The organism is Citrobacter sp. Ce129, assembly GCF_030334545.1.
GTDB lineage: Bacteria > Pseudomonadota > Gammaproteobacteria > Enterobacterales > Enterobacteriaceae > Citrobacter > Citrobacter europaeus.
Window position 1 is genome coordinate 657,484 of sequence record NZ_JAOWDS010000073.1, and the last position, 20,262, is coordinate 677,745.

General features: G+C 53.5%; 22 protein-coding genes. 5 read left to right on the forward strand and 17 right to left on the reverse strand.

Annotated elements, in window-relative coordinates; genetic code table 11:
- The first annotated feature begins 174 nt into the window (after nucleotides 1-174).
- Complete coding sequence (gene mltF, locus OGV77_RS22620) at nucleotides 175-1,725, forward strand: membrane-bound lytic murein transglycosylase MltF (RefSeq protein ID WP_043017214.1); 1,551 nt, start codon at nucleotides 175-177, stop codon at nucleotides 1,723-1,725.
- A gap of 49 nt (nucleotides 1,726-1,774) precedes the next feature.
- Here mltF and tadA read toward each other — a convergent pair whose 3' ends face one another.
- The 4 genes from tadA to murQ are packed head-to-tail and all read right to left on the reverse strand — an operon-like array spanning nucleotide 1,775 to nucleotide 5,248.
- Nucleotides 1,775-2,290: a tRNA adenosine(34) deaminase TadA gene (gene tadA, locus OGV77_RS22625; RefSeq protein WP_087050928.1), complete on the reverse strand. Its 516-nt coding sequence runs from the start codon at nucleotides 2,288-2,290 to the stop codon at nucleotides 1,775-1,777.
- Nucleotides 2,291-2,341: 51 nt separating this feature from the next.
- On the reverse strand, nucleotides 2,342-2,977 hold the full coding sequence (gene yfhb / locus OGV77_RS22630) for a phosphatidylglycerophosphatase C (protein WP_080626226.1): 636 nt from the start codon (nucleotides 2,975-2,977) through the stop codon (nucleotides 2,342-2,344).
- Between the two features lie 3 nt (nucleotides 2,978-2,980).
- Nucleotides 2,981-4,345 (reverse strand): PTS transporter subunit EIIC, encoded by a 1,365-nt coding sequence (locus OGV77_RS22635; RefSeq protein ID WP_047409465.1) that lies wholly within the window; start codon nucleotides 4,343-4,345, stop codon nucleotides 2,981-2,983.
- Between the two features lie 9 nt (nucleotides 4,346-4,354).
- Nucleotides 4,355-5,248: an N-acetylmuramic acid 6-phosphate etherase gene (murQ, locus tag OGV77_RS22640; RefSeq protein WP_087050929.1), complete on the reverse strand. Its 894-nt coding sequence runs from the start codon at nucleotides 5,246-5,248 to the stop codon at nucleotides 4,355-4,357.
- A gap of 116 nt (nucleotides 5,249-5,364) precedes the next feature.
- On the opposite strand from murQ, the gene OGV77_RS22645 reads away from it, so the two are divergent.
- Nucleotides 5,365-6,213: a MurR/RpiR family transcriptional regulator gene (locus OGV77_RS22645; RefSeq protein ID WP_043017218.1), complete on the forward strand. Its 849-nt coding sequence runs from the start codon at nucleotides 5,365-5,367 to the stop codon at nucleotides 6,211-6,213.
- 55 nt (nucleotides 6,214-6,268) lie between these two features.
- Nucleotides 6,269-6,529: a YfhL family 4Fe-4S dicluster ferredoxin gene (locus tag OGV77_RS22650; RefSeq protein ID WP_003037590.1), complete on the forward strand. Its 261-nt coding sequence runs from the start codon at nucleotides 6,269-6,271 to the stop codon at nucleotides 6,527-6,529.
- A 29-nt stretch (nucleotides 6,530-6,558) separates the two neighbouring features.
- Here OGV77_RS22650 and acpS read toward each other — a convergent pair whose 3' ends face one another.
- The 12 genes from acpS to rseD form a co-directional block, all read right to left on the reverse strand.
- Nucleotides 6,559-6,939: a holo-ACP synthase gene (gene acpS / locus OGV77_RS22655; protein WP_003037588.1), complete on the reverse strand. Its 381-nt coding sequence runs from the start codon at nucleotides 6,937-6,939 to the stop codon at nucleotides 6,559-6,561.
- Entirely contained in the window at nucleotides 6,939-7,670 is a 732-nt protein-coding gene (pdxJ, locus tag OGV77_RS22660) for a pyridoxine 5'-phosphate synthase (RefSeq protein ID WP_043017219.1), read from the reverse strand. The genes acpS and pdxJ overlap by 1 nt, the downstream gene beginning before the upstream one ends.
- Before the next feature lie 15 nt (nucleotides 7,671-7,685).
- Nucleotides 7,686-8,396 carry a DNA repair protein RecO gene (gene recO / locus OGV77_RS22665; RefSeq protein WP_043017220.1) on the reverse strand — a complete coding sequence of 237 codons (711 nt, stop codon included), beginning with the start codon at nucleotides 8,394-8,396 and terminating at the stop codon, nucleotides 7,686-7,688.
- 11 nt (nucleotides 8,397-8,407) lie between these two features.
- The gene (gene era, locus OGV77_RS22670) at nucleotides 8,408-9,313 is read right to left on the reverse strand and encodes a GTPase Era (protein ID WP_080626223.1); all 906 of its coding nucleotides are present in this window, start codon (nucleotides 9,311-9,313) and stop codon (nucleotides 8,408-8,410) included.
- Nucleotides 9,310-9,990, reverse strand: a complete 681-nt coding sequence (rnc, locus tag OGV77_RS22675; RefSeq protein WP_003037579.1) for a ribonuclease III — start codon at nucleotides 9,988-9,990, stop codon at nucleotides 9,310-9,312. Before rnc ends, era begins: the two co-directional genes overlap by 4 nt.
- A 269-nt stretch (nucleotides 9,991-10,259) precedes the next feature.
- Entirely contained in the window at nucleotides 10,260-11,234 is a 975-nt protein-coding gene (gene lepB / locus OGV77_RS22680) for a signal peptidase I (protein WP_042306654.1), read from the reverse strand.
- Between the two features lie 15 nt (nucleotides 11,235-11,249).
- Nucleotides 11,250-13,049: a translation elongation factor 4 gene (gene lepA, locus OGV77_RS22685; RefSeq protein ID WP_043017221.1), complete on the reverse strand. Its 1,800-nt coding sequence runs from the start codon at nucleotides 13,047-13,049 to the stop codon at nucleotides 11,250-11,252.
- A 270-nt stretch (nucleotides 13,050-13,319) separates the two neighbouring features.
- Nucleotides 13,320-13,784 carry a SoxR-reducing system protein RseC gene (gene rseC / locus OGV77_RS22690; protein ID WP_043017222.1) on the reverse strand — a complete coding sequence of 155 codons (465 nt, stop codon included), beginning with the start codon at nucleotides 13,782-13,784 and terminating at the stop codon, nucleotides 13,320-13,322.
- On the reverse strand, nucleotides 13,781-14,737 hold the full coding sequence (gene rseB / locus OGV77_RS22695) for a sigma-E factor regulatory protein RseB (RefSeq protein ID WP_043017223.1): 957 nt from the start codon (nucleotides 14,735-14,737) through the stop codon (nucleotides 13,781-13,783). Before rseB ends, rseC begins: the two co-directional genes overlap by 4 nt.
- A complete protein-coding gene (rseA, locus tag OGV77_RS22700; protein WP_003037574.1) occupies nucleotides 14,737-15,387 on the reverse strand; it encodes an anti-sigma-E factor RseA in 651 nt (216 codons plus the stop codon). The genes rseB and rseA overlap by 1 nt, the downstream gene beginning before the upstream one ends.
- A gap of 31 nt (nucleotides 15,388-15,418) precedes the next feature.
- The gene (gene rpoE, locus OGV77_RS22705; RefSeq protein ID WP_003037573.1) at nucleotides 15,419-15,994 is read right to left on the reverse strand and encodes an RNA polymerase sigma factor RpoE; all 576 of its coding nucleotides are present in this window, start codon (nucleotides 15,992-15,994) and stop codon (nucleotides 15,419-15,421) included.
- Complete coding sequence (gene rseD, locus OGV77_RS22710) at nucleotides 15,991-16,155, reverse strand: rpoE leader peptide RseD (RefSeq protein ID WP_049259737.1); 165 nt, start codon at nucleotides 16,153-16,155, stop codon at nucleotides 15,991-15,993. Before rseD ends, rpoE begins: the two co-directional genes overlap by 4 nt.
- A gap of 263 nt (nucleotides 16,156-16,418) precedes the next feature.
- On the opposite strand from rseD, the gene nadB reads away from it, so the two are divergent.
- Nucleotides 16,419-18,041 carry an L-aspartate oxidase gene (gene nadB, locus OGV77_RS22715; protein WP_221922809.1) on the forward strand — a complete coding sequence of 541 codons (1,623 nt, stop codon included), beginning with the start codon at nucleotides 16,419-16,421 and terminating at the stop codon, nucleotides 18,039-18,041.
- Here nadB and trmN read toward each other — a convergent pair.
- Nucleotides 18,026-18,763: a tRNA(1)(Val) (adenine(37)-N(6))-methyltransferase TrmN gene (gene trmN / locus OGV77_RS22720; protein WP_087050931.1), complete on the reverse strand. Its 738-nt coding sequence runs from the start codon at nucleotides 18,761-18,763 to the stop codon at nucleotides 18,026-18,028. The two genes, nadB and trmN, sit on opposite strands and share 16 nt — an antisense overlap.
- Before the next feature lie 130 nt (nucleotides 18,764-18,893).
- Between trmN and srmB the strand changes: the two genes are divergently transcribed.
- Complete coding sequence (gene srmB, locus OGV77_RS22725) at nucleotides 18,894-20,222, forward strand: ATP-dependent RNA helicase SrmB (RefSeq protein WP_003835340.1); 1,329 nt, start codon at nucleotides 18,894-18,896, stop codon at nucleotides 20,220-20,222.
- Nucleotides 20,223-20,262: the final 40 nt, after the last annotated feature.

The window sequence follows — 20,262 nt, forward strand, 5'->3', positions numbered from 1 at the left end:
CGTTTGCGTCGAAATAAAATCACGACCTTCTCTTATCATCAAATGCGGTCTGGTTTCTGAATAAGTTGCCAACTGACGCAAGTTTAAGCAAAATGCCGCTCATTAATGACGACTTCACTTCTTAATCAACACCACAGCAGGCAGAGACAACGTACGGTTCAGAGAATTAACTAATTGAAAAAATTAAAGATTAATTATCTGTTCATCGGCATATTAACGCTGTTGTTGGCAGCGGCCCTCTGGCCATCAATTCCCTGGTTCGGTAAAGCCGAAAATCGTATCGCCGCCATTCAGTCGCGGGGAGAGCTGCGCGTCAGTACCATCGACTCACCGTTAACTTACGCGACCCTCAACGGCAAAAAATTCGGTCTGGATTATGAACTGGCCCAGGAGTTCGCCAACTACTTAGGCGTGAAGTTAAAAGTCACCGTGCGCCAGAATATCAGCCAGCTTTTTGACGACCTCGATAACGGTAATGCCGATCTGTTAGCCGCAGGCCTGGTCTATAACAGCGAACGGGTGAAAAATTATCAGCCCGGCCCGACCTATTATTCGGTTTCACAACAGTTGGTGTATCGGGTTGGGCAATACCGCCCACGCACGCTTGCCACCGTGAACGAAAATCAACTGACCATCGCCCCGGGGCACGTGGTGGTTAACGATCTCCAGTTGCTTAAAGAGAAAAAATTCCCCGAGCTGAGCTGGAAGGTTGACGACAAAAAGGGCACGACTGAACTGCTTGATGATGTTATCGCCGGAAAGCTGGATTACACCATTGCCGATTCCGTCGCCATCAGCTTATACCAACGCGTACACCCTGAGCTGGCCGTGGCGTTGGACGTCTCTGACGAACAGCCGGTGACCTGGTTTAGTCGTCTGGACGATGACAATACGCTTTCTGCCGCCCTGCTGGATTTCTTCAACACCATGAATGAAGACGGTTCTCTGGCACGGCTGGAAGAGAAATATCTCGGGCATGGCGATGATTTTGACTATGTTGATACCCGCACCTTTTTGCGCGCCGTAGACAGCGTGTTGCCAGACCTTAAGCCGCTGTTTGAGAAATATGCGCAAGAGATAGACTGGCGACTGCTCGCCGCTATCTCGTATCAGGAATCACACTGGGACGCGCAGGCCACATCCCCAACCGGCGTACGCGGACTGATGATGCTGACCAAAAATACTGCTCAAAGTCTCGGGCTGACCGACCGTACAGATGCTGAACAAAGCATTAGCGGCGGCGCGCGATATTTGCAGGACATGATGAGTAAAGTGCCGGATACCGTCCCCGAAGGGGAACGCATCTGGTTTGCGCTCGCAGCCTATAACATGGGTTATGCGCACATGCTGGATGCACGGGCGCTGACGGTGAAAACCAAAGGCAATCCGAATAGCTGGTCCGACGTAAAACAACGACTGCCGCTGCTCAGCCAAAAGCCGTATTACAACAAGCTGACCTATGGTTATGCGCGCGGCCACGAAGCCTACGCCTATGTAGAAAACATCCGTAAATACCAGATTAGCCTGGTGGGGTATCTGCAGGAGAAGGAGAAACAGGCGCTGGAAACGCAGCAACTGGCGCAAGATTACCCGGCTGTAACACCAGCAGAGCTATTAGGTAAAGATGAATTCCCGCTTTCGGCGTTTCTGTCTCAGACGTCGTCAAACTACCTGTCGCACTCGCCTTCCCTGCTGTTTTCACCGCAGAAAAAAGAGGATAAGTAGTCCTGGTGGCGCTGATAAGCGCAGCGTCATCAGGCAATCAGAGCGACATTTACAAACTGGCGGATTTTTTCAGGGCTTTAATTTCCTGACGACGCATGCGGAAGAAATCGCTGAGCAGCGTGGCGCATTCATCCCGCAGTACCCCCTCTGTCACTTCAACCCGATGATTCATTCCAGGGTGATGCAGCACATCCATTAATGACCCGGCAGCTCCGGTTTTCGCATCGCGCGCGCCAAAAACGACCCGACCAATACGACTGTGCACCATCGCACCTGCACACATCACGCACGGTTCCAGAGTGACGTACAGCGTGGCTTCCAACAGTCGGTAATTTTGCAGCACCAGGCCACCCTGACGCAGCGCCATAATTTCAGCGTGGGCAGTCGGATCATGGTGACCAATCGGACGGTTCCAGCCTTCGCCAATCACACGGTTGTTATGTACCAATACCGCGCCCACCGGGACTTCACGCTCATCCCAGGCGCGCTTAGCCAGCGTTAAAGCATGACGCATCCAGTATTCGTGACTAAATTCAACTTCAGACAAAGAGGTTACTCCACTAATAAAAGCGGACGCATTATACCCGTCATGCTTTAAATTGCATGTGCGTTGGCTTCATTCGAGTTGTTGCAGTTCTCCGCGCGGCGTGACGCGCCAGCGGTGCTGGCAAAAAGAGAGCAGCGGATTGTCCTGATTACTGTCGCTGTAGCCACTGTATAGCTGTAACGGCGCGCCAATGTGGCGTTCAAGCTGCGTCACTTTCTCATGGCCCAGGCAGCGCAGAGGCAACACCCATCCGCCGTATCCCCGCGCCATTTTGCTGGCGATCAGATTGACACGGGGTAACCACGGCGTGTCGAAGTAAACCTGCTCGACCAGTGACTGCGGGGAGCCGGTGATAAGCCAGATATCAGCGTCAGAGCTTAACAGGTAAGTTGTCAGCCGCTGTTGCACGAGCGGAAACGCCGTCACGTTACCACGAAACCAGCGCACAAATTCGGCCTGATGCGCTTTCAGACGCGCCTCGCTACGACCAAATGTGCATCCCCACAGCAGCAGGCTCATTGGCCAGCGCGCGGCGCGTCCTTTTATCAACAACGCCAGCGCAATCACCGGTAACAAAGGCAGCACAAGCAGCGCATTCAGCGGCTGGCGTCGCAGCAGATAACGAATGAAACTACCGAACATATCCTGCTGGTGTAACGTGCCATCTAAATCAAAAAAGACAACGCGGCGCTGGTGATTGGTCAAACCTTATTCCTCTGGATCGTTGAACCCCAATAGCCAGGTAAACAGGAACCCGGCGATAACTGCTACCAGATAGCCTAACAGATAGAACATCACTTTTCCGGCAACAATCGTCAGTGCCAGCGGTAATCCGGAGATGCCAAAGGTGATGACCGTCGCTACCTTCCAGTAGCTAATCAGCGCCCCGCCTACCGCTCCGCCAAGGCAAGCGCCGATAAACGGCTTACCCAACGGCAGCGTGACACCAAAAATCAGCGGCTCGCCAATCCCCAGCAGTCCGACCGGCAGCGCCCCTTTGATCACTTTCTTTAGCCGCGCATTGCGGGTTTTCATCAAAACCGCAATCGCAGCACCTATTTGCCCTACCCCCGCCATCGCCAGGATAGGAAAGAGCGCGTTATAACCGTGCGCCTGAACCAGCTCAACGTGAATAGGTACCAACCCCTGATGAAGCCCGGTAAGCACCAACGGCAGAAAGGTTCCCGCCAGCACGGCACCGACCAGGAAGCCGCCGCGATCGATAGCCCAGGATGCACCGTGAGCGATAGATTCAGAAATCCAGCCGCCAAGCGGTTGCAGCGCTACAATCGCGATGATTCCGGTAATGATAGTAGTCAGCAGCGGGTTAAGGATCAGCTCCAGCGATTCCGGCAACAGCACGCGGAATTTGCGTTCGATCCAGCACATCAGCGCCACCACCAGTAGTACCGCGATCACTCCGCCGCGCCCCGGCTGCAGCGCTTCGCCAAACAGGGTAATTTGCGCCAGCTGCGGACTGGAGAGGATCCCCGCCATCACCCCCCCCATCGCCAGAGAGCCGCCGAAGACTTTGGCGGTATTCACCCCAACCAGAATATTCATGATGGCAAACACGGCGCTGCCGAATATGCCCATCAGACCCAGCATATTCGGATAGTGGGTAGCAAAATCCCCGACGATGTCCGGTCGCTTAAGGATGTTAATAATGCCGGTAATCAAACCGGAGGCGATAAACGCCGGAATAAGAGGGATAAAGACGTTCGCCAGCTTGCGCAGCGCATCGCTCATGGGTGCTTTGTACTTCGCTTTGGCCTCTGACTTCGTGCGCTCGATATCATTGGCGTCTGCTCGCTCGCCGCCATCGGCAATCAGGGAACGCATAGCATCCACCACTTTGGCGGCTTTACCGGGACCGACGATAATCTGGTGCTGTGCGCCCTGCTTCACGTAACCGCTAACACCGGGCAGTTGCCTGAGGCGAGAGATATCAATCTGTCCGTCATCCTGAACTTCCACTCTGACGCGGGTCATACAGTTTTCCAGGCGCAGAATATTCTTTTCTCCGCCAACGCCCAGCAGAATGTCGCTGGCCAGCACCGCCGTCTTATCCATATACACCTCTTAGTGTTCTAACGCCGCGCGTAAAAAACCCTGGTGAGCGGCAAGTTTTTCGCGGGCGGCGGCGGCATCAAGGCCGGTGAGCGCCATTAAAATAGCCGGCTTAACATCAAAATCGGTCTGCTTTAGCAGCGCCTGCGCCTGTTCACGCGCGATGCCGGTGGCTTCAACCACCATGCGACATGCCCGATCGACCAGCTTGACGTTGGTAGCCTGCATATCCACCATCAGGTTCTGGTATACCTTGCCAAATTTCACCATCGCACCGGTGGAGATCATATTGAGCACCAGCTTTTGCGCGGTACCAGATTTCAGTCGCGTTGATCCAGTCAACGCCTCAGGCCCCACTACCGGAGAAATGGCAATATCCGCTTCATGCGCGATAGGGGAATCTGGATTGCAGGAAATCGCCGCCGTCGTACAACCCACCGAACGCGCATATTTCAGCCCGCCAATCACATACGGTGTGCGACCAGAAGCTGCCAGCCCCACCACCAGATCCTGTGCGGTAAGATTGAGCGCACGCAGATCGTCTTCACCTAACTGCGGGTTATCTTCTGCGCCTTCTACCGCCTTCAGCAGCGCGCCCGGTCCGCCAGCAATCAGCCCGACCACCAGACCATGCGGGACGCCAAAGGTCGGCGGGCATTCAGACGCGTCCAGCACCCCAAGACGCCCGCTGGTACCTGCGCCCATGTAAATAATGCGTCCTCCGGCTTTGAGCGCGTCAGCTGCCGCGTCGACCGCGCGCGCAACTTGAGGCAGAGTTGCTTTTACTGCTTGTGCTACCAGCGTATCCTGTTGATTAAAACGATGAACCAACTCCAGCGTGGAGAGCGCATCCAGATCCATGGTCTGTGGATTGCGGGTTTCTGAAACTAATGCACCGAGATTCATTTTTGGTCCTTAGGAATTTTTAATTCATAATAATCTGTCATAATGGAATATTATATTCATCCAGGCGAGTGAAATTTTGTTTTGTAATCGCCATCACGTTTTCGCCAGGAGACAGCATGAACTGTTTAATTCGCATTCGTCAGCGTTACCCGGACCTCGCGCAAAGCGATAAAAAACTTGCGGATTATCTTCTTGCTCAGCCGGATACTGCGCGTCATCTCAGCTCACAGCAGTTGGCTTTTGAAGCGGGCGTCAGCCAGTCCAGCGTGGTGAAGTTCGCACAAAAGATGGGTTTTAAAGGGTTTCCGGCATTGAAACTGGCGATCAGCGAAGCGTTGGCCAGCAACCCCAATCCCCATTCCATTCCGGTGCATAATCAGATTCGCGGTGACGACCCCATGCGGATGGTGGGCGAGAAGCTGATTAAAGAGAATGTGGCGGCGATGCATGCGACGCTGGACGTCAACAGCGAAGAGAAACTGATGGAGAGCGTCACGATGCTGCGCTCAGCCCGACGCATTATCGTAACCGGGATTGGCGCATCGGGTCTGGTTGCGCAGAATTTTGCCTGGAAGCTGCTGAAGATTGGTTTTAACGCGGTGGTAGAACGCGATATGCACGCCCTGCTGGCAGCGGTGCAGGCGCTTTCGCCCAATGATCTACTGCTGGCCATTTCGTATACCGGAGAGCGGCGCGAGCTCAACCTGGCTGCGGACGAAACATTGCGCACCGGAGCCAAAATTCTCGCCATCACCGGATTTACACCAAACGCCCTGCAGCAACGGGCAAGTCATTGTCTGTATACGATTGCTGAGGAGCAGGCCACACGCAGCGCAGCGATTTCCTCCACCCACGCGCAAATGATGCTCACTGATTTACTGTTTATGGCGCTGGTGCAGCAGGATCTGGAACATGCCCCGGAACGTATTCGCCACAGCGAAGCACTGGTAAAAAAACTGGTCTGAGCAAAGAATGCGCGTATAATGCCCGCCCGATTTGTGATGTTTTGAGAGTTTCCTGATGGCCCTGTTAATCACTAAAAAATGCATCAATTGCGATATGTGCGAGCCCGAATGCCCGAATGAGGCGATTTCGATGGGTGACAGCATTTACGAGATTAACAGCGACAAGTGTACGGAATGCGTAGGCCATTACGACACGCCAACCTGCCAGAAGGTGTGCCCGATCCCCAATACTATTTTGAAAGATCCGGCACACGTCGAAACAGAAGAGCAGTTGTGGGATAAGTTTGTGCTGATGCACCACGCCGATAAACTATAACCGCGTCGCCATCCGGCAATGTCCTGTATCTAACTTTCGATAATCACCGTGGCGCAGGCGTAGTGACGCTCATCGGCCAGCGTCACATGCATATGTGCGACGCCGAGTTTTTCCGCCAGTTTTAACGCCTCCCCCCATAACCGCAGACGCGGCTTACCGAGTTCGTCGTTAAAGACCTCAAACTGATTAAACGCCAGACCGTTGCGAATACCCGTCCCGAAGGCTTTTGCTGCCGCCTCTTTGACCGCAAAACGCTTCGCCAGAAAACGCACCGGCTGCTGATGCGTCTCCCAGATTGCCCATTCGTTGTCGCTGAGCACGCGTCTTGCCAGACGGTCGCCGGAACGGGAGATCACCGCTTCAATGCGGGCAATCTCCACGATATCCGTACCTAATCCCAGAATCGCCATTAACCACGCGCTTCCAGCATCAGGCGTTTCATTTCTACTACGGCATCTTTCAGGCCGCTCATCACTGCGCGCCCGATAATGGCATGGCCAATGTTCAGCTCGTGCATTTCCGGGATCCGGGCGATGGCTTTAACGTTGTGATACGTCAGGCCATGACCCGCATTCACCTTCAGGCCAAGGCTGGCCGCAAAAGTCGCCGCTTTGGCGATACGCGCCAGTTCACTGGCCTGTTCCGCATCGGTTTTCGCATCGGCGTAACAGCCAGTGTGAATTTCAATAAATGGCGCGCCCACTTCCGCAGCGGCCTTAATCTGCTCTTCATCGGCGTCGATAAACAGCGAAACCAGAATACCTGCGTCCGCCAGGCGTTGGCAGGCATCGCGCATCTTGTCGCGCTGACCGGCGACGTCCAGACCACCTTCAGTGGTAACTTCCTGACGCTTTTCCGGCACCAGGCAGCAAAAATGCGGCTTAGTCTCAACGGCAATCGCCAGCATCTCTTCGGTGACCGCCATTTCCAGATTCATGCGCGTATCCAGCGTCTGGCGCAGAATACGCACGTCACGGTCGGTGATATGGCGACGGTCTTCACGCAGATGTACGGTAATACCGTCTGCGCCCGCCTGTTCAACGATAAACGCTGCCTGAACCGGATCCGGGTATGCGGTACCGCGTGCATTACGTAAAGTGGCAATGTGGTCAATGTTGACGCCTAACAGTAATTCGGACATGACAATCCTCGTATTTTATTTTCGCTTCGGCATAAACTGCCGGAATAATTCACGGCTCTTTAGGGGCTTACCACCAAGATACGGCTTTAACGCCATACGGGTAAAGCGTTTCGCGGCGCGCAACGTATCAGCATCCGGAAATTCTCGCGATTCAAGTGCTTTCAGATGGCGTCCGGTAAAGGTGGAGTTATCAATTACGACGCTTGCAATAAACCCTTTTTCTTCCCGGTAGCGATAGGTCATGGTGTCGTCTACCGGCTCGCCGCTACCCGCACAGTGGGTAAAATCAACGCCGTAGCCCAGATGCCCAAGCAAGGCCAGCTCAAAGCGACGTAACGCAGGTTCTGGCGAACCGGTCGCGCCAGCCAGCGCCTGAATACAGTTCAGGTAATCGAAAAAGAGTTCAGAAAAGCGGGTCTCGTACTCAAGAACGCGAGAAATAAGCTCGTTGATATACAAGCCGCTGTACAGCGTGATACCGCTAAGAGGGAGTGCCAGAGAAACGGCTTCGGCGCTGCGCAAAGTTTTGACCTCACCACGTCCACCAAAGCGAAGCAATAAGGGAGTAAAAGGCTGGAGTGCGCCTTTGAGATTAGAACGTTTGGAACGTGCACCTTTAGCCACAAGGCGCACGCGGCCCGACTCTTCCGTGAAGACGTCCAGCACGAGACTGGTTTCGCTCCACGGGCGGCTGTGCAGGACAAAAGCGCGTTGCCAGCCCTCCATCGGGGTTATTCTCAGAGATCGTCGCCGTAACCGAGGCTGCGCAGCGCGCGTTCGTCATCGGCCCAGCCGGATTTCACTTTCACCCACAGTTCGAGGTGAACGGGCGCTTCGAACATTTCCTGCATGTCTTTACGCGCTTCAATACCGATGGTTTTAATCTTGGCCCCTTTGTTGCCAATAACCATCTTCTTCTGCCCTTCACGTTCAACGAGGATCAGACCGTTAATGTCGTAGCCACCGCGCTCGTTGGAGATAAAACGCTCAATCTCCACGGTAACGGAGTACGGCAGCTCAGCCCCCAGAAAACGCATCAGCTTTTCACGGATGATTTCAGAGGCCATAAAGCGCTGAGAACGGTCGGTGATGTAATCTTCCGGGAAGTGATGAATAGCTTCCGGCAAATGCTTACGCACGATGCCCGCAACGGTATCGACATTCAAGCCGGTTTCGGCAGAAATCGGTACGATATCAAGGAAGTTCATCTGGCTTGCCAGGAACTGCAGGTGCGGCAGCAGATCGGCTTTTTCCTGAACGTTGTCTACTTTGTTCACAGCCAGAATAACCGGGGCTTTACCATCACGCAGCTTGTTGAGCACCATTTCGTCGTCCGGCGTCCAGCGGGTGCCTTCGACAACGAAAATAACCAGTTCAACATCACCGATAGAGCTGCTCGCCGCTTTGTTCATCAGACGGTTGATCGCACGTTTTTCTTCCATATGCAGACCCGGAGTATCAACATAAATCGCCTGATACGCGCCTTCGGTATGGATGCCAACAATACGGTGACGTGTTGTCTGAGCCTTACGTGAGGTAATGGAAATCTTCTGCCCAAGCAGATTATTCAACAGAGTGGATTTGCCGACGTTCGGGCGGCCGACGATGGCAATAAATCCACAGTAAGTTTTATCGATACTCATTCCAGCTCCAGTTTTTTCAACGCCTGTTCGGCGGCAGCCTGCTCAGCCTTACGACGGCTCGAACCTGTGCCAACCACCGGTTCACTCAGGCCGCTGACCTGGCAGTGGATAGTAAATTCTTGATCGTGTGCTTCACCACGCACCTGCACCACCAAATAAGACGGTAGAGGCAGGTGGCGACCCTGCAAATATTCCTGCAGGCGCGTTTTCGGATCTTTTTGTTTGTCGCCTGGGCTAATTTCATCCAGACGAGTTTGATACCAGTTCAGGATCAATTGCTCAACGGTTTGAATATCGCTGTCGAGGAAGACGCCGCCAATTAAAGCTTCAACGGTATCCGCCAGGATCGATTCACGACGGAAGCCGCCGCTTTTCAGCTCGCCGGGCCCCAAACGTAAACATTCACCGAGGTCAAACTCACGGGCTAATTCAGCCAGCGTATTGCCGCGAACCAGCGTTGCGCGCATGCGGCTCATATCACCTTCATCCACACGCGGGAAACGGTGATACAGCGCATTAGCGATAACAAAGCTCAAAATAGAGTCGCCTAAAAATTCTAAACGCTCGTTATGTTTGCTGCTGGCACTCCGGTGAGTTAATGCCTGCTGCAACAGCTCCTGATGATTAAAAGTGTAGCCCAGCTTCCGTTGAAGCCGATTAATTACGATGGGGTTCATGCGATACCAATAAATGAATGCGTCAACAATTCAGCACACGAAACAGACCTGATATACGCACTTCGCTTAGCCGTCTGGCTTCACTTGAATGCATTTGTATACAAACCAACGCTGTTTCGTGTGCCGTGGCAACCTGTCGGTGCCAACCTAAAACTTCGGGGGAATATTCTATACACAACGACAAGGGATGTCGTTAGTCTGCGGGAATTTATCCGAGAAATAATTCACGCTGTCGCCATAATGACGACAGCGTGAACGATTATCGGCAATTAGTGAATGCCACCAATACGGCTTAAACGCACACCGGTCGGCCATTCGCCTTCTTGCTTGTCGAAACTCATCCAGATAGCCGTCGCTTTACCAACCAGATTCGCTTCCGGCACAAATCCCCAGTAACGGCTGTCCGCGCTATTGTCACGGTTATCACCCATCATGAAGTAGTGTCCCGGTGGGACGATCCAGGTTGCCAGTTGCTGACCTGGCTGGCGGTAATACATCCCCACCTGATCCTGAGCGATTGGCACAGTCAGAATGCGGTGCGTTACCTCACCCAGCGTTTCTTTACGCTCGGAGAGGCGAATACCGTTCTCTTTCGTTTCGTTCAGCGGAACTTCAAAGAAGCCGCTGGTCGCTTCACCGCCGTTACGACGAGCAAAGGTCTGTACAAAATCACTTGGCTGAACATCAGAGTACGTTACCGGCAGCGCGTTTTCACACGCCTGACCTGAACTGCATCCTGGCTGAATAGTGACCTCTTTCGCCACCGGATCGTACGTCACTTTGTCTCCCGGTAAACCGACAGCACGTTTGATGTAGTCCAGACGGGGATCTTCCGGGTATTTAAACACCACGATATCTCCACGTTTCGGATGGCCAGTTTCGATCAACGTTTTCTGGTAAATCGGATCTTTAATCCCGTAGGCGAATTTCTCCACCAGGATAAAGTCACCGATAAGCAGCGTCGGCATCATCGAACCAGACGGGATCTGGAACGGCTCATAAATAAATGAACGCACCACCAGTACAATAGCTAAAACCGGGAAAACGGATGCCCCAGTTTCCAGCCAACCCGGCTTAGGGGCCACTTTTTTCAGCGTTGCTTTATCCAGTGAATCACCTGCAGCAGCTTGCGCTGCTGCCTGACGCTCCCGGCGTTTTGGTGCGAAGATGAATTTATCTACGCACCATAAAATGCCCGTCACCAGTGTGGCAATCACCAGAATCAGGGCAAACATGTTCGCCATGCCAACTCCTTAAGATTATTTGCTGTCTTTACCGACATGCAGAATGGCGAGGAACGCTTCCTGCGGCAGTTCGACGTTACCGATCTGCTTCATGCGCTTTTTACCCTCTTTCTGTTTTTGCAGCAGCTTTTTCTTACGGCTGATATCGCCACCGTAGCATTTCGCCAGAACGTTTTTACGCAGCTGCTTAACCGTTGAACGCGCGATGATGTGCGTGCCGATGGCCGCCTGAATCGCGATATCAAACTGCTGACGAGGGATCAGATCTTTCATCTTCTCGACCAGCTCACGGCCACGGCTCTGGGAGTTGTCGCGGTGAGTGATCAGCGCCAGCGCATCGACACGTTCGTTGTTGATGAGGACATCAACGCGTACCATGTCAGACGCCTGGAAGCGTTTGAAGTTATAGTCCAGCGACGCATAGCCGCGAGAGGTTGACTTCAGACGGTCGAAGAAGTCGAGTACCACTTCCGCCATCGGAATTTCATAGGTCAGCGCCACCTGGTTACCGTGGTAAACCATGTTGGTCTGGACGCCACGCTTCTCGATACACAGGGTGATGACGTTACCAAGGTAAGCCTGCGGCAGCAGCATGTGACACTCAGCGATCGGCTCACGCAGTTCGTAGATGTTATTCAACGGCGGCAGCTTGGACGGGCTATCGACGTAAATAGTCTCCTTCGCCGTGGTTTCTACTTCGTAGACTACGGTCGGCGCGGTAGTGATCAGATCCAGATCGTATTCACGTTCCAGACGTTCCTGAATGATCTCCATGTGCAGCAGGCCGAGGAAGCCGCAGCGGAAGCCAAAGCCAAGCGCGGTTGAGCTTTCCGGCTCGTAGAACAGGGAGGCGTCGTTGAGGCTCAACTTACCAAGCGCGTCACGGAAGTTTTCGTAGTCGTCAGAGCTCACCGGGAACAGACCGGCGTAAACCTGCGGCTTCACTTTTTTAAAGCCTGGCAGCGGTTTGTCCGCCGGGTTACGCGCCTGCGTCAGGGTATCGCCAACCGGTGCGCCGAGAATGTCTTTAATCGCGCAAACCAACCAACCTACCTCGCCGCATTTCAGCTCGGTACGGTCAACCTGTTTTGGCGTGAAGATGCCCAGACGGTCGGCGTTATAGACCTGACCGGTGCTCATCACTTTAATTTTGTCGCCTTTACGCATGGTGCCATTTTTAATACGCACCAGTGACACCACGCCCAGGTAGTTATCGAACCAGGAGTCGATGATCAGCGCCTGCAATGGACCTTCCGGGTCGCCTTCCGGCGCCGGGATATCGCGCACCAGACGTTCAAGTACATCAGTGACGCCAACACCGGTTTTCGCCGAACAGCGAACAGCATCAGTTGCATCAATACCGACGATATCTTCGATCTCTTCCGCTACGCGCTCAGGATCGGCGGCTGGCAGGTCAATTTTGTTCAGTACCGGCACCACTTCCAGATCCATTTCCATGGCGGTATAGCAGTTAGCCAGGGTCTGCGCTTCTACGCCCTGTCCGGCATCAACCACCAGCAATGCGCCTTCACAGGCAGCAAGCGAGCGGGAAACTTCATACGAGAAGTCAACGTGACCCGGGGTGTCGATAAAGTTAAGCTGATAGGTTTCACCATCAGATGCTTTGAAATCGAGCGTCACGCTCTGCGCTTTGATAGTAATACCGCGCTCACGCTCCAGATCCATCGAGTCGAGAACCTGCGCTTCCATTTCACGGTCAGACAGGCCACCGCAGATCTGGATAATACGGTCAGACAGCGTCGATTTACCGTGGTCGATGTGAGCTATGATTGAAAAGTTACGTATGTTCTTCATATAGTGTAATTATTGTGCCTTACGCCCGCCGGAGCAGGCTCTGAGAAGTCGCTGATCTGAGCTTAACGTCTGTTTAAGTGAAACGCCGCATTCTACACTACAACGCTGAGGCGAGGAAATGTTCATAGAGCAAGGATAGCGGGAACTGGAAACGACCATGCAAAGCCGGTGAAACTTTTGCAGGGTGACGGCATAAACGCCTTATCCGGCCTACGCCTGCATCTGATGACGCCGTAGGCCTGATAAGCGCAGCGCCATCAGGCAAAGATATCACTGCTGGGTTTCGACGCGAATAAGATCGGGTGGGAGAGCAACGTTCAGAATGACCGGCTGCCAGGCCTCACGCTCAGCAAGCTTACGAGAGAATCCACGAGCAATCAGGAATCCGCCCACGCCCCCCAGCACGGCGCCGCTTAATGCCGCAAGATCGGAACCAAACAGCACCTGGAAAAGCGCCGCGAAAAGAAACAGTCCCGCCAACGGAGACATATAGACCAGCATCGCCGAACCCAACAGGCTACCCTCGGCAATGCCCAGTTCAACTTTTTGACCAGGCGCTAAGGGTTCGTCGCAGGGTACCACGATGGTGTGCGTGGTCTGCGGCCCAAGTTTGTTCAGCACGCGACTCCCGCATCCGGCCCTGGAAGCACAGCTGCTACATGATGCTTTAACATCGCAGCTGACCGTCGCCAGACCATTTTGCCAGGAGACGACCGTCGCCCACTCTTTAATCATTGCGCAGCCCTGAACTTAATATTATCCGCGATACGCTTCGCCGTTTGCGGTGGGAGTTCGCCCACTATCGTAATTTCCGCGTTATCACGTACGCTGGTGCTGACCGTTCTACGCCCGGTTCGTAACAGTTGATCGGCGCTGTTTTGCATCGCACGGTTTACGTTCACGGAGAAACTAAACAGGCCATCAGAATAAAGGCGCGATTCGATCGGCATGTTATCCATTGTCGGCAGCGGACGTCGACTGCTGGAGACTTCGCTGAAGCCTTGCGGCAACCACGACGGACTCCAGTTAAAGTTGGTTTTCTCACCTGCAGGAACCGACAGCAGCGGCGGCAGATTGGCTTTCGCCAGCGCCTGCATACTGTCGCTGACGCCGTTGTTTACGGTAAAGGCGATGACGCGGAACTGTTCCAGCGTTTCGCCATCACGGTCGAGAAGATCGACACGCATCGGCAGCTTGGTCTCCGTGTCCATCCAGACGATATAGCTGTAACGCGTCCCGTCACGGGCGACAACGCGGATCACTTCACAGAGCCGATCGGCAATGCGGGTGCGACCTACTGAGATAAAATCATAGTAGGGAGCAAGGCGTTTAAAGTCGGTATAAATCAGAGATGGCAGAGAGTCAACGATATAGTCGCCGTTTAGCGTGAACGGTTCGAGACCAGGCTCAAAATAGCTGATTTCGTTGCCACGTTGCACCACTTCCCGGCGCGGTCCATCCATTTGCAACAGTTGCGCTAGCGGACGGTTATCCTGGCGGGCATGGCGATAACGTAGGGATTCAACACCCTGCTTATTGATGCTGACAAATGACAGCTCATAGGTTAGCGACTGGCTGGCCAGATTCATCTGCTGCAACAACGCCCCGGACGCAGGATTGGCCGAGGCGTTTACAGAGAAGAACAGGCTACCAGCCACAAGTGACATGGCAAACCAAAGTTGCTTCATTACTGCGATTGCGTTCCTAAAGTTTGAATTCCTGGCACCTGCACAGCGGCTTGCTGTGTTTGGGCCTGCTCAAACTGAAGCTGTTCAGAGTGCAGTCGACGTTGCAGTTCATAGTCCTGCAACATGGCATTAATACGACGACGCTGCTCCTGTACCTGCTGTTGCTGACCACCGCTGGCCGTCGCGTCAGAAGGTACACCCAGGCTAACCGGACTGGCTTTACCCATCATCGGTAATGTATTAAATACCGGCGTTTCGGGCTGCTGGGACGTTTCAGATTGCCCATTATAGTGCTGGACGCCAACAATAACTGCAAGTGATACACACGCGGCGACACCCATTTGGGTAAGCTGCGCGGCCCACGGACGCATTTTCTTCCAGAATGGCATTTTCTGCCACTGGTGCGGTGCTGGCTGGGCCTCAGGAATCAATGGCGCCGTCTGACGTACTGGCTCATCCTGGATGGCAGCCATTACGCGGGCGGAAATATCGAAATGGAGAACGTCGGCGGTATCACCTCGCATGGAATCGCGAATCAGGTGATAACTCTCCCAGGTTTTTTGCATTTCCGGGTCGTGAGCCAGCTCTTTGAGTAACTCAGTATCCAGCGTTTCGCCATCCATTAAAGCGGAAAGTTTTTCTTTCTGCATGCCTAATACCTTTTCCAGTATCCCGCTATCGTCAACGCCTGATAAGCGGTTGAACTTTATTATCAATAGCTTCCCTCGCTCGGAAGATACGTGAACGCACCGTACCTACCGGACAATCCATGATAGCGGCTATCTCTTCATAGCTCAGGCCATCCAGCTCCCGCAAGGTTATTGCCATGCGTAAATCTTCCGGGAGGGACTCAATAGTTCGGAAAACTATCTGTCTCAGTTCTTCTGACAACATTAAGTTCTCAGGGTTCGAAATTTCTTTCAGCGCACCGCCACTTTCGTAATTTTCTGCTTCAATCGCATCAATATCACTGGAAGGTGGACGACGCCCCTGAGCGACCAGGTAATTCTTCGCTGTATTGACTGCAATACGATACAGCCAGGTATAAAAAGCACTATCTCCCCGGAACGAGTCCAGCGCACGATAGGCCTTGATAAATGCTTCTTGTACTACATCGGGTACATCGCCCGACGGTACATAGCGAGAAACCAGACTCGCCACCTTATGCTGATAGCGCACTACCAGTAGGTTAAAGGCTTTCTGATCTCCCTTCTGGACCCGTTCTACCAGGACCTGGTCCGTTAACTGCTCGCTCATCCGAGGTAAAGTCTCCCCAAACCAAATTTCCACGCGCCTTCGAAACGCCACTCCATCAGCTTCACTATGAGCAAGCAAATGCTTAGAGTGCTCAAGTTTCGTAAAGTTCCGTTACGCATTGTTTTTTGTTTGTCATGTTGTAGACAGGTCTTATCTCTCATTATAAGTCTACATAACCCGATCAACGCACTATCTGTTTAGAAATGCCCATTTCACCGCTTGCAGAGTAACCCAACGGCTACTTTATTTCACCACATAATCTGATGCTAACGGTCTGCTTCACAAAATATTTTTGCTCTTTTCACTCTCGTTATGCTTTTCTTTCTTGTTTAGTCATTGCAACACATTTAAAAATAAAACGTGCAGTATCGCGCAATGTGGTGCTATGGTGACCAAACACTGTTTAGTAAATTAAACAAAAATCATGAATACGACTCCTGAATTATCCTGTGACGTGCTGATCATTGGCAGCGGGGCTGCCGGACTTTCACTGGCGCTGCGCCTGGCTGAAAAACATCAGGTTATTGTCCTGAGCAAAGGCCCGGTCAGCGAAGGCTCGACATTTTATGCCCAGGGCGGTATTGCTGCGGTATTTGATGAAACCGACAGTATCGACTCCCACGTTGAAGATACCCTGATTGCCGGGGCCGGTTTGTGCGATCGCCATGCGGTTGAGTTTGTCGCCAGCAATGCCCGCACCTGCGTTCAGTGGCTAATCGATCAGGGCGTCTTGTTTGATACGCAGGTTCAGCCCAACGGTGAAGAAAGCTATCACCTGACCCGTGAAGGCGGTCATAGCCATCGACGTATCCTGCACGCTGCGGATGCTACCGGCAAAGAAGTCGAAACCACCCTCGTCAGCCAGGCGCAAAATCACCCCAACATCCGGGTTCTCGAGCGGAGTAATGCCGTCGATCTGATTGTCTCTGACAAAATCGGTCTGCCGGGAACGCGTCGAGTTGTTGGTGCGTGGATCTGGAATCGTAATAAAGAAGCCGTCGAAACCTGCCATGCGAAATCAGTCGTGTTGGCCACCGGCGGCGCATCAAAGGTCTATCAATACACCACTAATCCGGATATTTCCTCGGGCGACGGGATTGCGATGGCCTGGCGCGCGGGATGCCGCGTCGCCAACCTGGAGTTTAACCAGTTTCACCCGACGGCGCTGTATCACCCTCAGGCGCGCAATTTTCTGCTGACCGAGGCGCTGCGTGGCGAAGGCGCGCACCTGAAGCGCCCGGACGGCTCGCGCTTTATGCCTGATTTTGACGAGCGTGGCGAACTGGCTCCCCGCGATATTGTCGCCCGCGCCATTGACCACGAGATGAAACGCCTGGGCGCTGACTGCATGTTCCTCGACATCAGCCATAAACCAGAAGAATTTGTTCGTCAGCATTTTCCGATGATTTATGAAAAATTACTGGGACTGGGCATCGATCTGACTAAAGAGCCGGTTCCTATCGTTCCTGCCGCACACTATACCTGTGGCGGCGTGATGGTTGATGACTTTGGCCGCACCGATGTCGACGGGCTGTATGCGATCGGCGAAGTGAGTTACACCGGCCTGCATGGCGCCAACCGGATGGCATCGAACTCATTGCTGGAATGCCTGGTTTACGGCTGGTCCGCGGCTGAAGATATCGACAGGCGCATGCCTTATGCTCGCGGCGTTAACACGCTCCCGGACTGGGATGAAAGCCGGGTAGAAAACCCGGATGAACTGGTTGTCATTCAGCATAACTGGCATGAGCTGCGGCTGTTTATGTGGGATTACGTCGGCATTGTGCGCACAACCAAGCGTCTGGAGCGCGCCCTGCGCCGTATCACCATGCTACAACAGGAAATCAACGAGTATTACGCCCATTTCCGTGTTTCGAACAACCTACTGGAACTGCGCAATCTGGTGCAGGTTGCTGAACTGATTGTCCGCTGCGCAATGATGCGCAAAGAGAGTCGGGGCCTGCACTACACGCTGGATTACCCGGAACAGCTTCCAGAGGCGGGCCCATCCATTCTCTCGCCGCTAAGTCATCACATAAACAGATAAAACGCCTGGGTCAGCGCCGTGTAACCTTCAGAGTAACGTTGGTCTGGCCCACGGATCACCAGCCTGTCGCTAAAGCACTCCCCGGCCTGCGGGGAGAATGCCAGCAATACCCGATGAGGTAGTCGGGCTTCCGTTTCTGCAACATCCGTGCGCAATCGCAGATGCCAGCCCATACTGAGTGCCTGCTGGGTAAATGCATTGCCGATCTGTTCCGGCAGCACCACACAGAAAAAACCTTCTTCCGTTATGCTGTCCGCTGCCAGCGTAAGTAATGCCTGATGATCGAGCGTAGTGGTGTAGCGTGCCTGCTCGCGCTGCGGCGTGGCGCATTCCACCCCTTGTTCATAATAGGGAGGGTTGCTGATAATCAAATCAAAACGCACGGTCTGGCGCGGTACCCACTGCTGCGCATCTTCCGTATGGACGCTCACGCGATGCATCCACGGAGATTGCTCGATGTTCTCCTGCGCCTGCTGCGCGGCGTCAACATCAAGCTCCACGGCGTCAATGATGACGTTTTCATCAGTGCGTTGGGCCAGCATCAGCGCCAACAGGCCGCTTCCGGTACCAATATCCAGGATCCGTTTTACGCCCGCAACAGGGGCCCAGGCCCCCAATAAAATGCCGTCTGTTCCGACTTTCATTGCACAACGATCGTGTGCCACAAAAAACTGCTTAAAAGTAAATCCATTACGTCTAAGTACGGATGTAGACTGGGGCATGAAGAACAACCTTCCTGGAAAAAAAACGATAACATAGGATAAAAACAATACCTGAGAAGGTATATCCATACAAACAGATGAAGATTGCAGCCGTAACGTCTATAATCAGCGCCCCACTCAGAGGTAGAACATGACTGTAACGACTTTTTCCGAACTTGAACTCGATGAAAGCCTTCTGGATGCCCTCCAGGAAAAAGGTTTCACTCGCCCGACCGCCATTCAGGCTGCCGCCATTCCGCCTGCGCTCGATGGCCGTGATGTACTCGGTTCTGCGCCGACAGGCACCGGTAAAACGGCGGCATATTTGCTGCCAGCGTTGCAGCACCTGCTCGACTTCCCGCGCAAGAAATCTGGTCCGCCGCGCATTTTAATTTTGACACCGACGCGCGAACTGGCGATGCAGGTTGCCGAACACGCCCGTGAGCTGGCGAAGAATACGCATCTGGATATCGCAACGATTACCGGCGGCGTGGCTTACATGAACCACATGGAAGTCTTTAGCGAAAACCAGGACATCGTGGTCGCCACTACCGGTCGTCTGCTGCAGTATATTAAAGAAGAGAACTTCGACTGTCATGCAGTTGAGACGTTGATCCTCGATGAAGCAGACCGCATGCTGGACATGGGCTTTGCCCAGGACATCGAGCATATCGCCGGTGAAACCCGGTGGCGTAAGCAAACCATGCTGTTCTCCGCCACGCTGGAAGGCGATGCGATTAAAGATTTTGCCGAGCGTCTGCTGGAAGATCCGGTCGAAGTCTCAGCGGATCCGTCCACCCGTGAACGCAAGAAGATCCATCAATTTTACTACCGTGCCGATGATATCGAGCACAAAACTGCCATGCTGATCCATCTGTTAAAACAGCCGGAAGCGACCCGCTCAATTGTCTTTGTACGCAAACGCGAGCGTGTACACGAGCTGGCAGGCTGGCTGCGCCAGGCAGGCATTAATAACTGCTATCTCGAAGGCGAGATGGTGCAGAACAAACGTAACGAAGCGATCAAACGTCTGACCGATGGTCGCGTGAACGTACTGGTAGCAACCGACGTTGCCGCACGCGGGATCGATATTCCTGACGTTAGCCACGTGTTTAACTTCGACATGCCACGCAGTGGCGATGCCTATCTGCACCGCATTGGTCGCACCGGTCGCGCAGGCCGTAAAGGTACAGCGATCTCTTTGGTTGAAGCGCACGACCATCTGCTGCTCGGCAAAGCGAGCCGCTATATTGACGAGCCACTGAAAGCACGCGTCATCGACGAACTGCGTCCAACCACGCGCGCGCCAAGTGAGAAATCTAACGGTAAGCCATCCAAGAAAGTGCTGGCAAAGCGCGCCGAGAAAAAAGCCAAAGAGAAAGAGAAGCCGCGGGTGAAAAAACGTCACCGCGACGCCAAAAATATCGGCAAACGTCGTAAGCCGAGCGGAGCTGCGACTCAGCAGTCCGACAAAGAGTAAACCGAATGCCGGGCCGTCTAGCCCGGCATTTTTTGTGCAC

Bases quoted from the DNA above. Each gene is read 5' to 3' on its own strand.
- nadB (WP_221922809.1), top strand. From the start codon at position 16,419: ATGAATACGACTCCTGAATTATCCTGTGACGTGCTGATCATTGGCAGC.
- rseB (WP_043017223.1), bottom strand. From the start codon at position 14,737: ATGAAGCAACTTTGGTTTGCCATGTCACTTGTGGCTGGTAGCCTGTTC.
- srmB (WP_003835340.1), top strand. From the start codon at position 18,894: ATGACTGTAACGACTTTTTCCGAACTTGAACTCGATGAAAGCCTTCTG.
- lepA (WP_043017221.1), bottom strand. From the start codon at position 13,049: ATGAAGAACATACGTAACTTTTCAATCATAGCTCACATCGACCACGGT.
- OGV77_RS22650 (WP_003037590.1), top strand. From the start codon at position 6,269: ATGGCCCTGTTAATCACTAAAAAATGCATCAATTGCGATATGTGCGAG.
- rseC (WP_043017222.1), bottom strand. From the start codon at position 13,784: ATGATTAAAGAGTGGGCGACGGTCGTCTCCTGGCAAAATGGTCTGGCG.
- rpoE (WP_003037573.1), bottom strand. From the start codon at position 15,994: ATGAGCGAGCAGTTAACGGACCAGGTCCTGGTAGAACGGGTCCAGAAG.
- rnc (WP_003037579.1), bottom strand. From the start codon at position 9,990: ATGAACCCCATCGTAATTAATCGGCTTCAACGGAAGCTGGGCTACACT.
- rseD (WP_049259737.1), bottom strand. From the start codon at position 16,155: ATGAGAGATAAGACCTGTCTACAACATGACAAACAAAAAACAATGCGT.
- acpS (WP_003037588.1), bottom strand. From the start codon at position 6,939: ATGGCGATTCTGGGATTAGGTACGGATATCGTGGAGATTGCCCGCATT.
- lepB (WP_042306654.1), bottom strand. From the start codon at position 11,234: ATGGCGAACATGTTTGCCCTGATTCTGGTGATTGCCACACTGGTGACG.
- OGV77_RS22635 (WP_047409465.1), bottom strand. From the start codon at position 4,345: ATGGATAAGACGGCGGTGCTGGCCAGCGACATTCTGCTGGGCGTTGGC.
- recO (WP_043017220.1), bottom strand. From the start codon at position 8,396: ATGGAGGGCTGGCAACGCGCTTTTGTCCTGCACAGCCGCCCGTGGAGC.
- pdxJ (WP_043017219.1), bottom strand. From the start codon at position 7,670: ATGTCCGAATTACTGTTAGGCGTCAACATTGACCACATTGCCACTTTA.
- OGV77_RS22645 (WP_043017218.1), top strand. From the start codon at position 5,365: ATGAACTGTTTAATTCGCATTCGTCAGCGTTACCCGGACCTCGCGCAA.
- murQ (WP_087050929.1), bottom strand. From the start codon at position 5,248: ATGAATCTCGGTGCATTAGTTTCAGAAACCCGCAATCCACAGACCATG.
- rseA (WP_003037574.1), bottom strand. From the start codon at position 15,387: ATGCAGAAAGAAAAACTTTCCGCTTTAATGGATGGCGAAACGCTGGAT.
- trmN (WP_087050931.1), bottom strand. From the start codon at position 18,763: ATGCCCCAGTCTACATCCGTACTTAGACGTAATGGATTTACTTTTAAG.
- era (WP_080626223.1), bottom strand. From the start codon at position 9,313: ATGAGTATCGATAAAACTTACTGTGGATTTATTGCCATCGTCGGCCGC.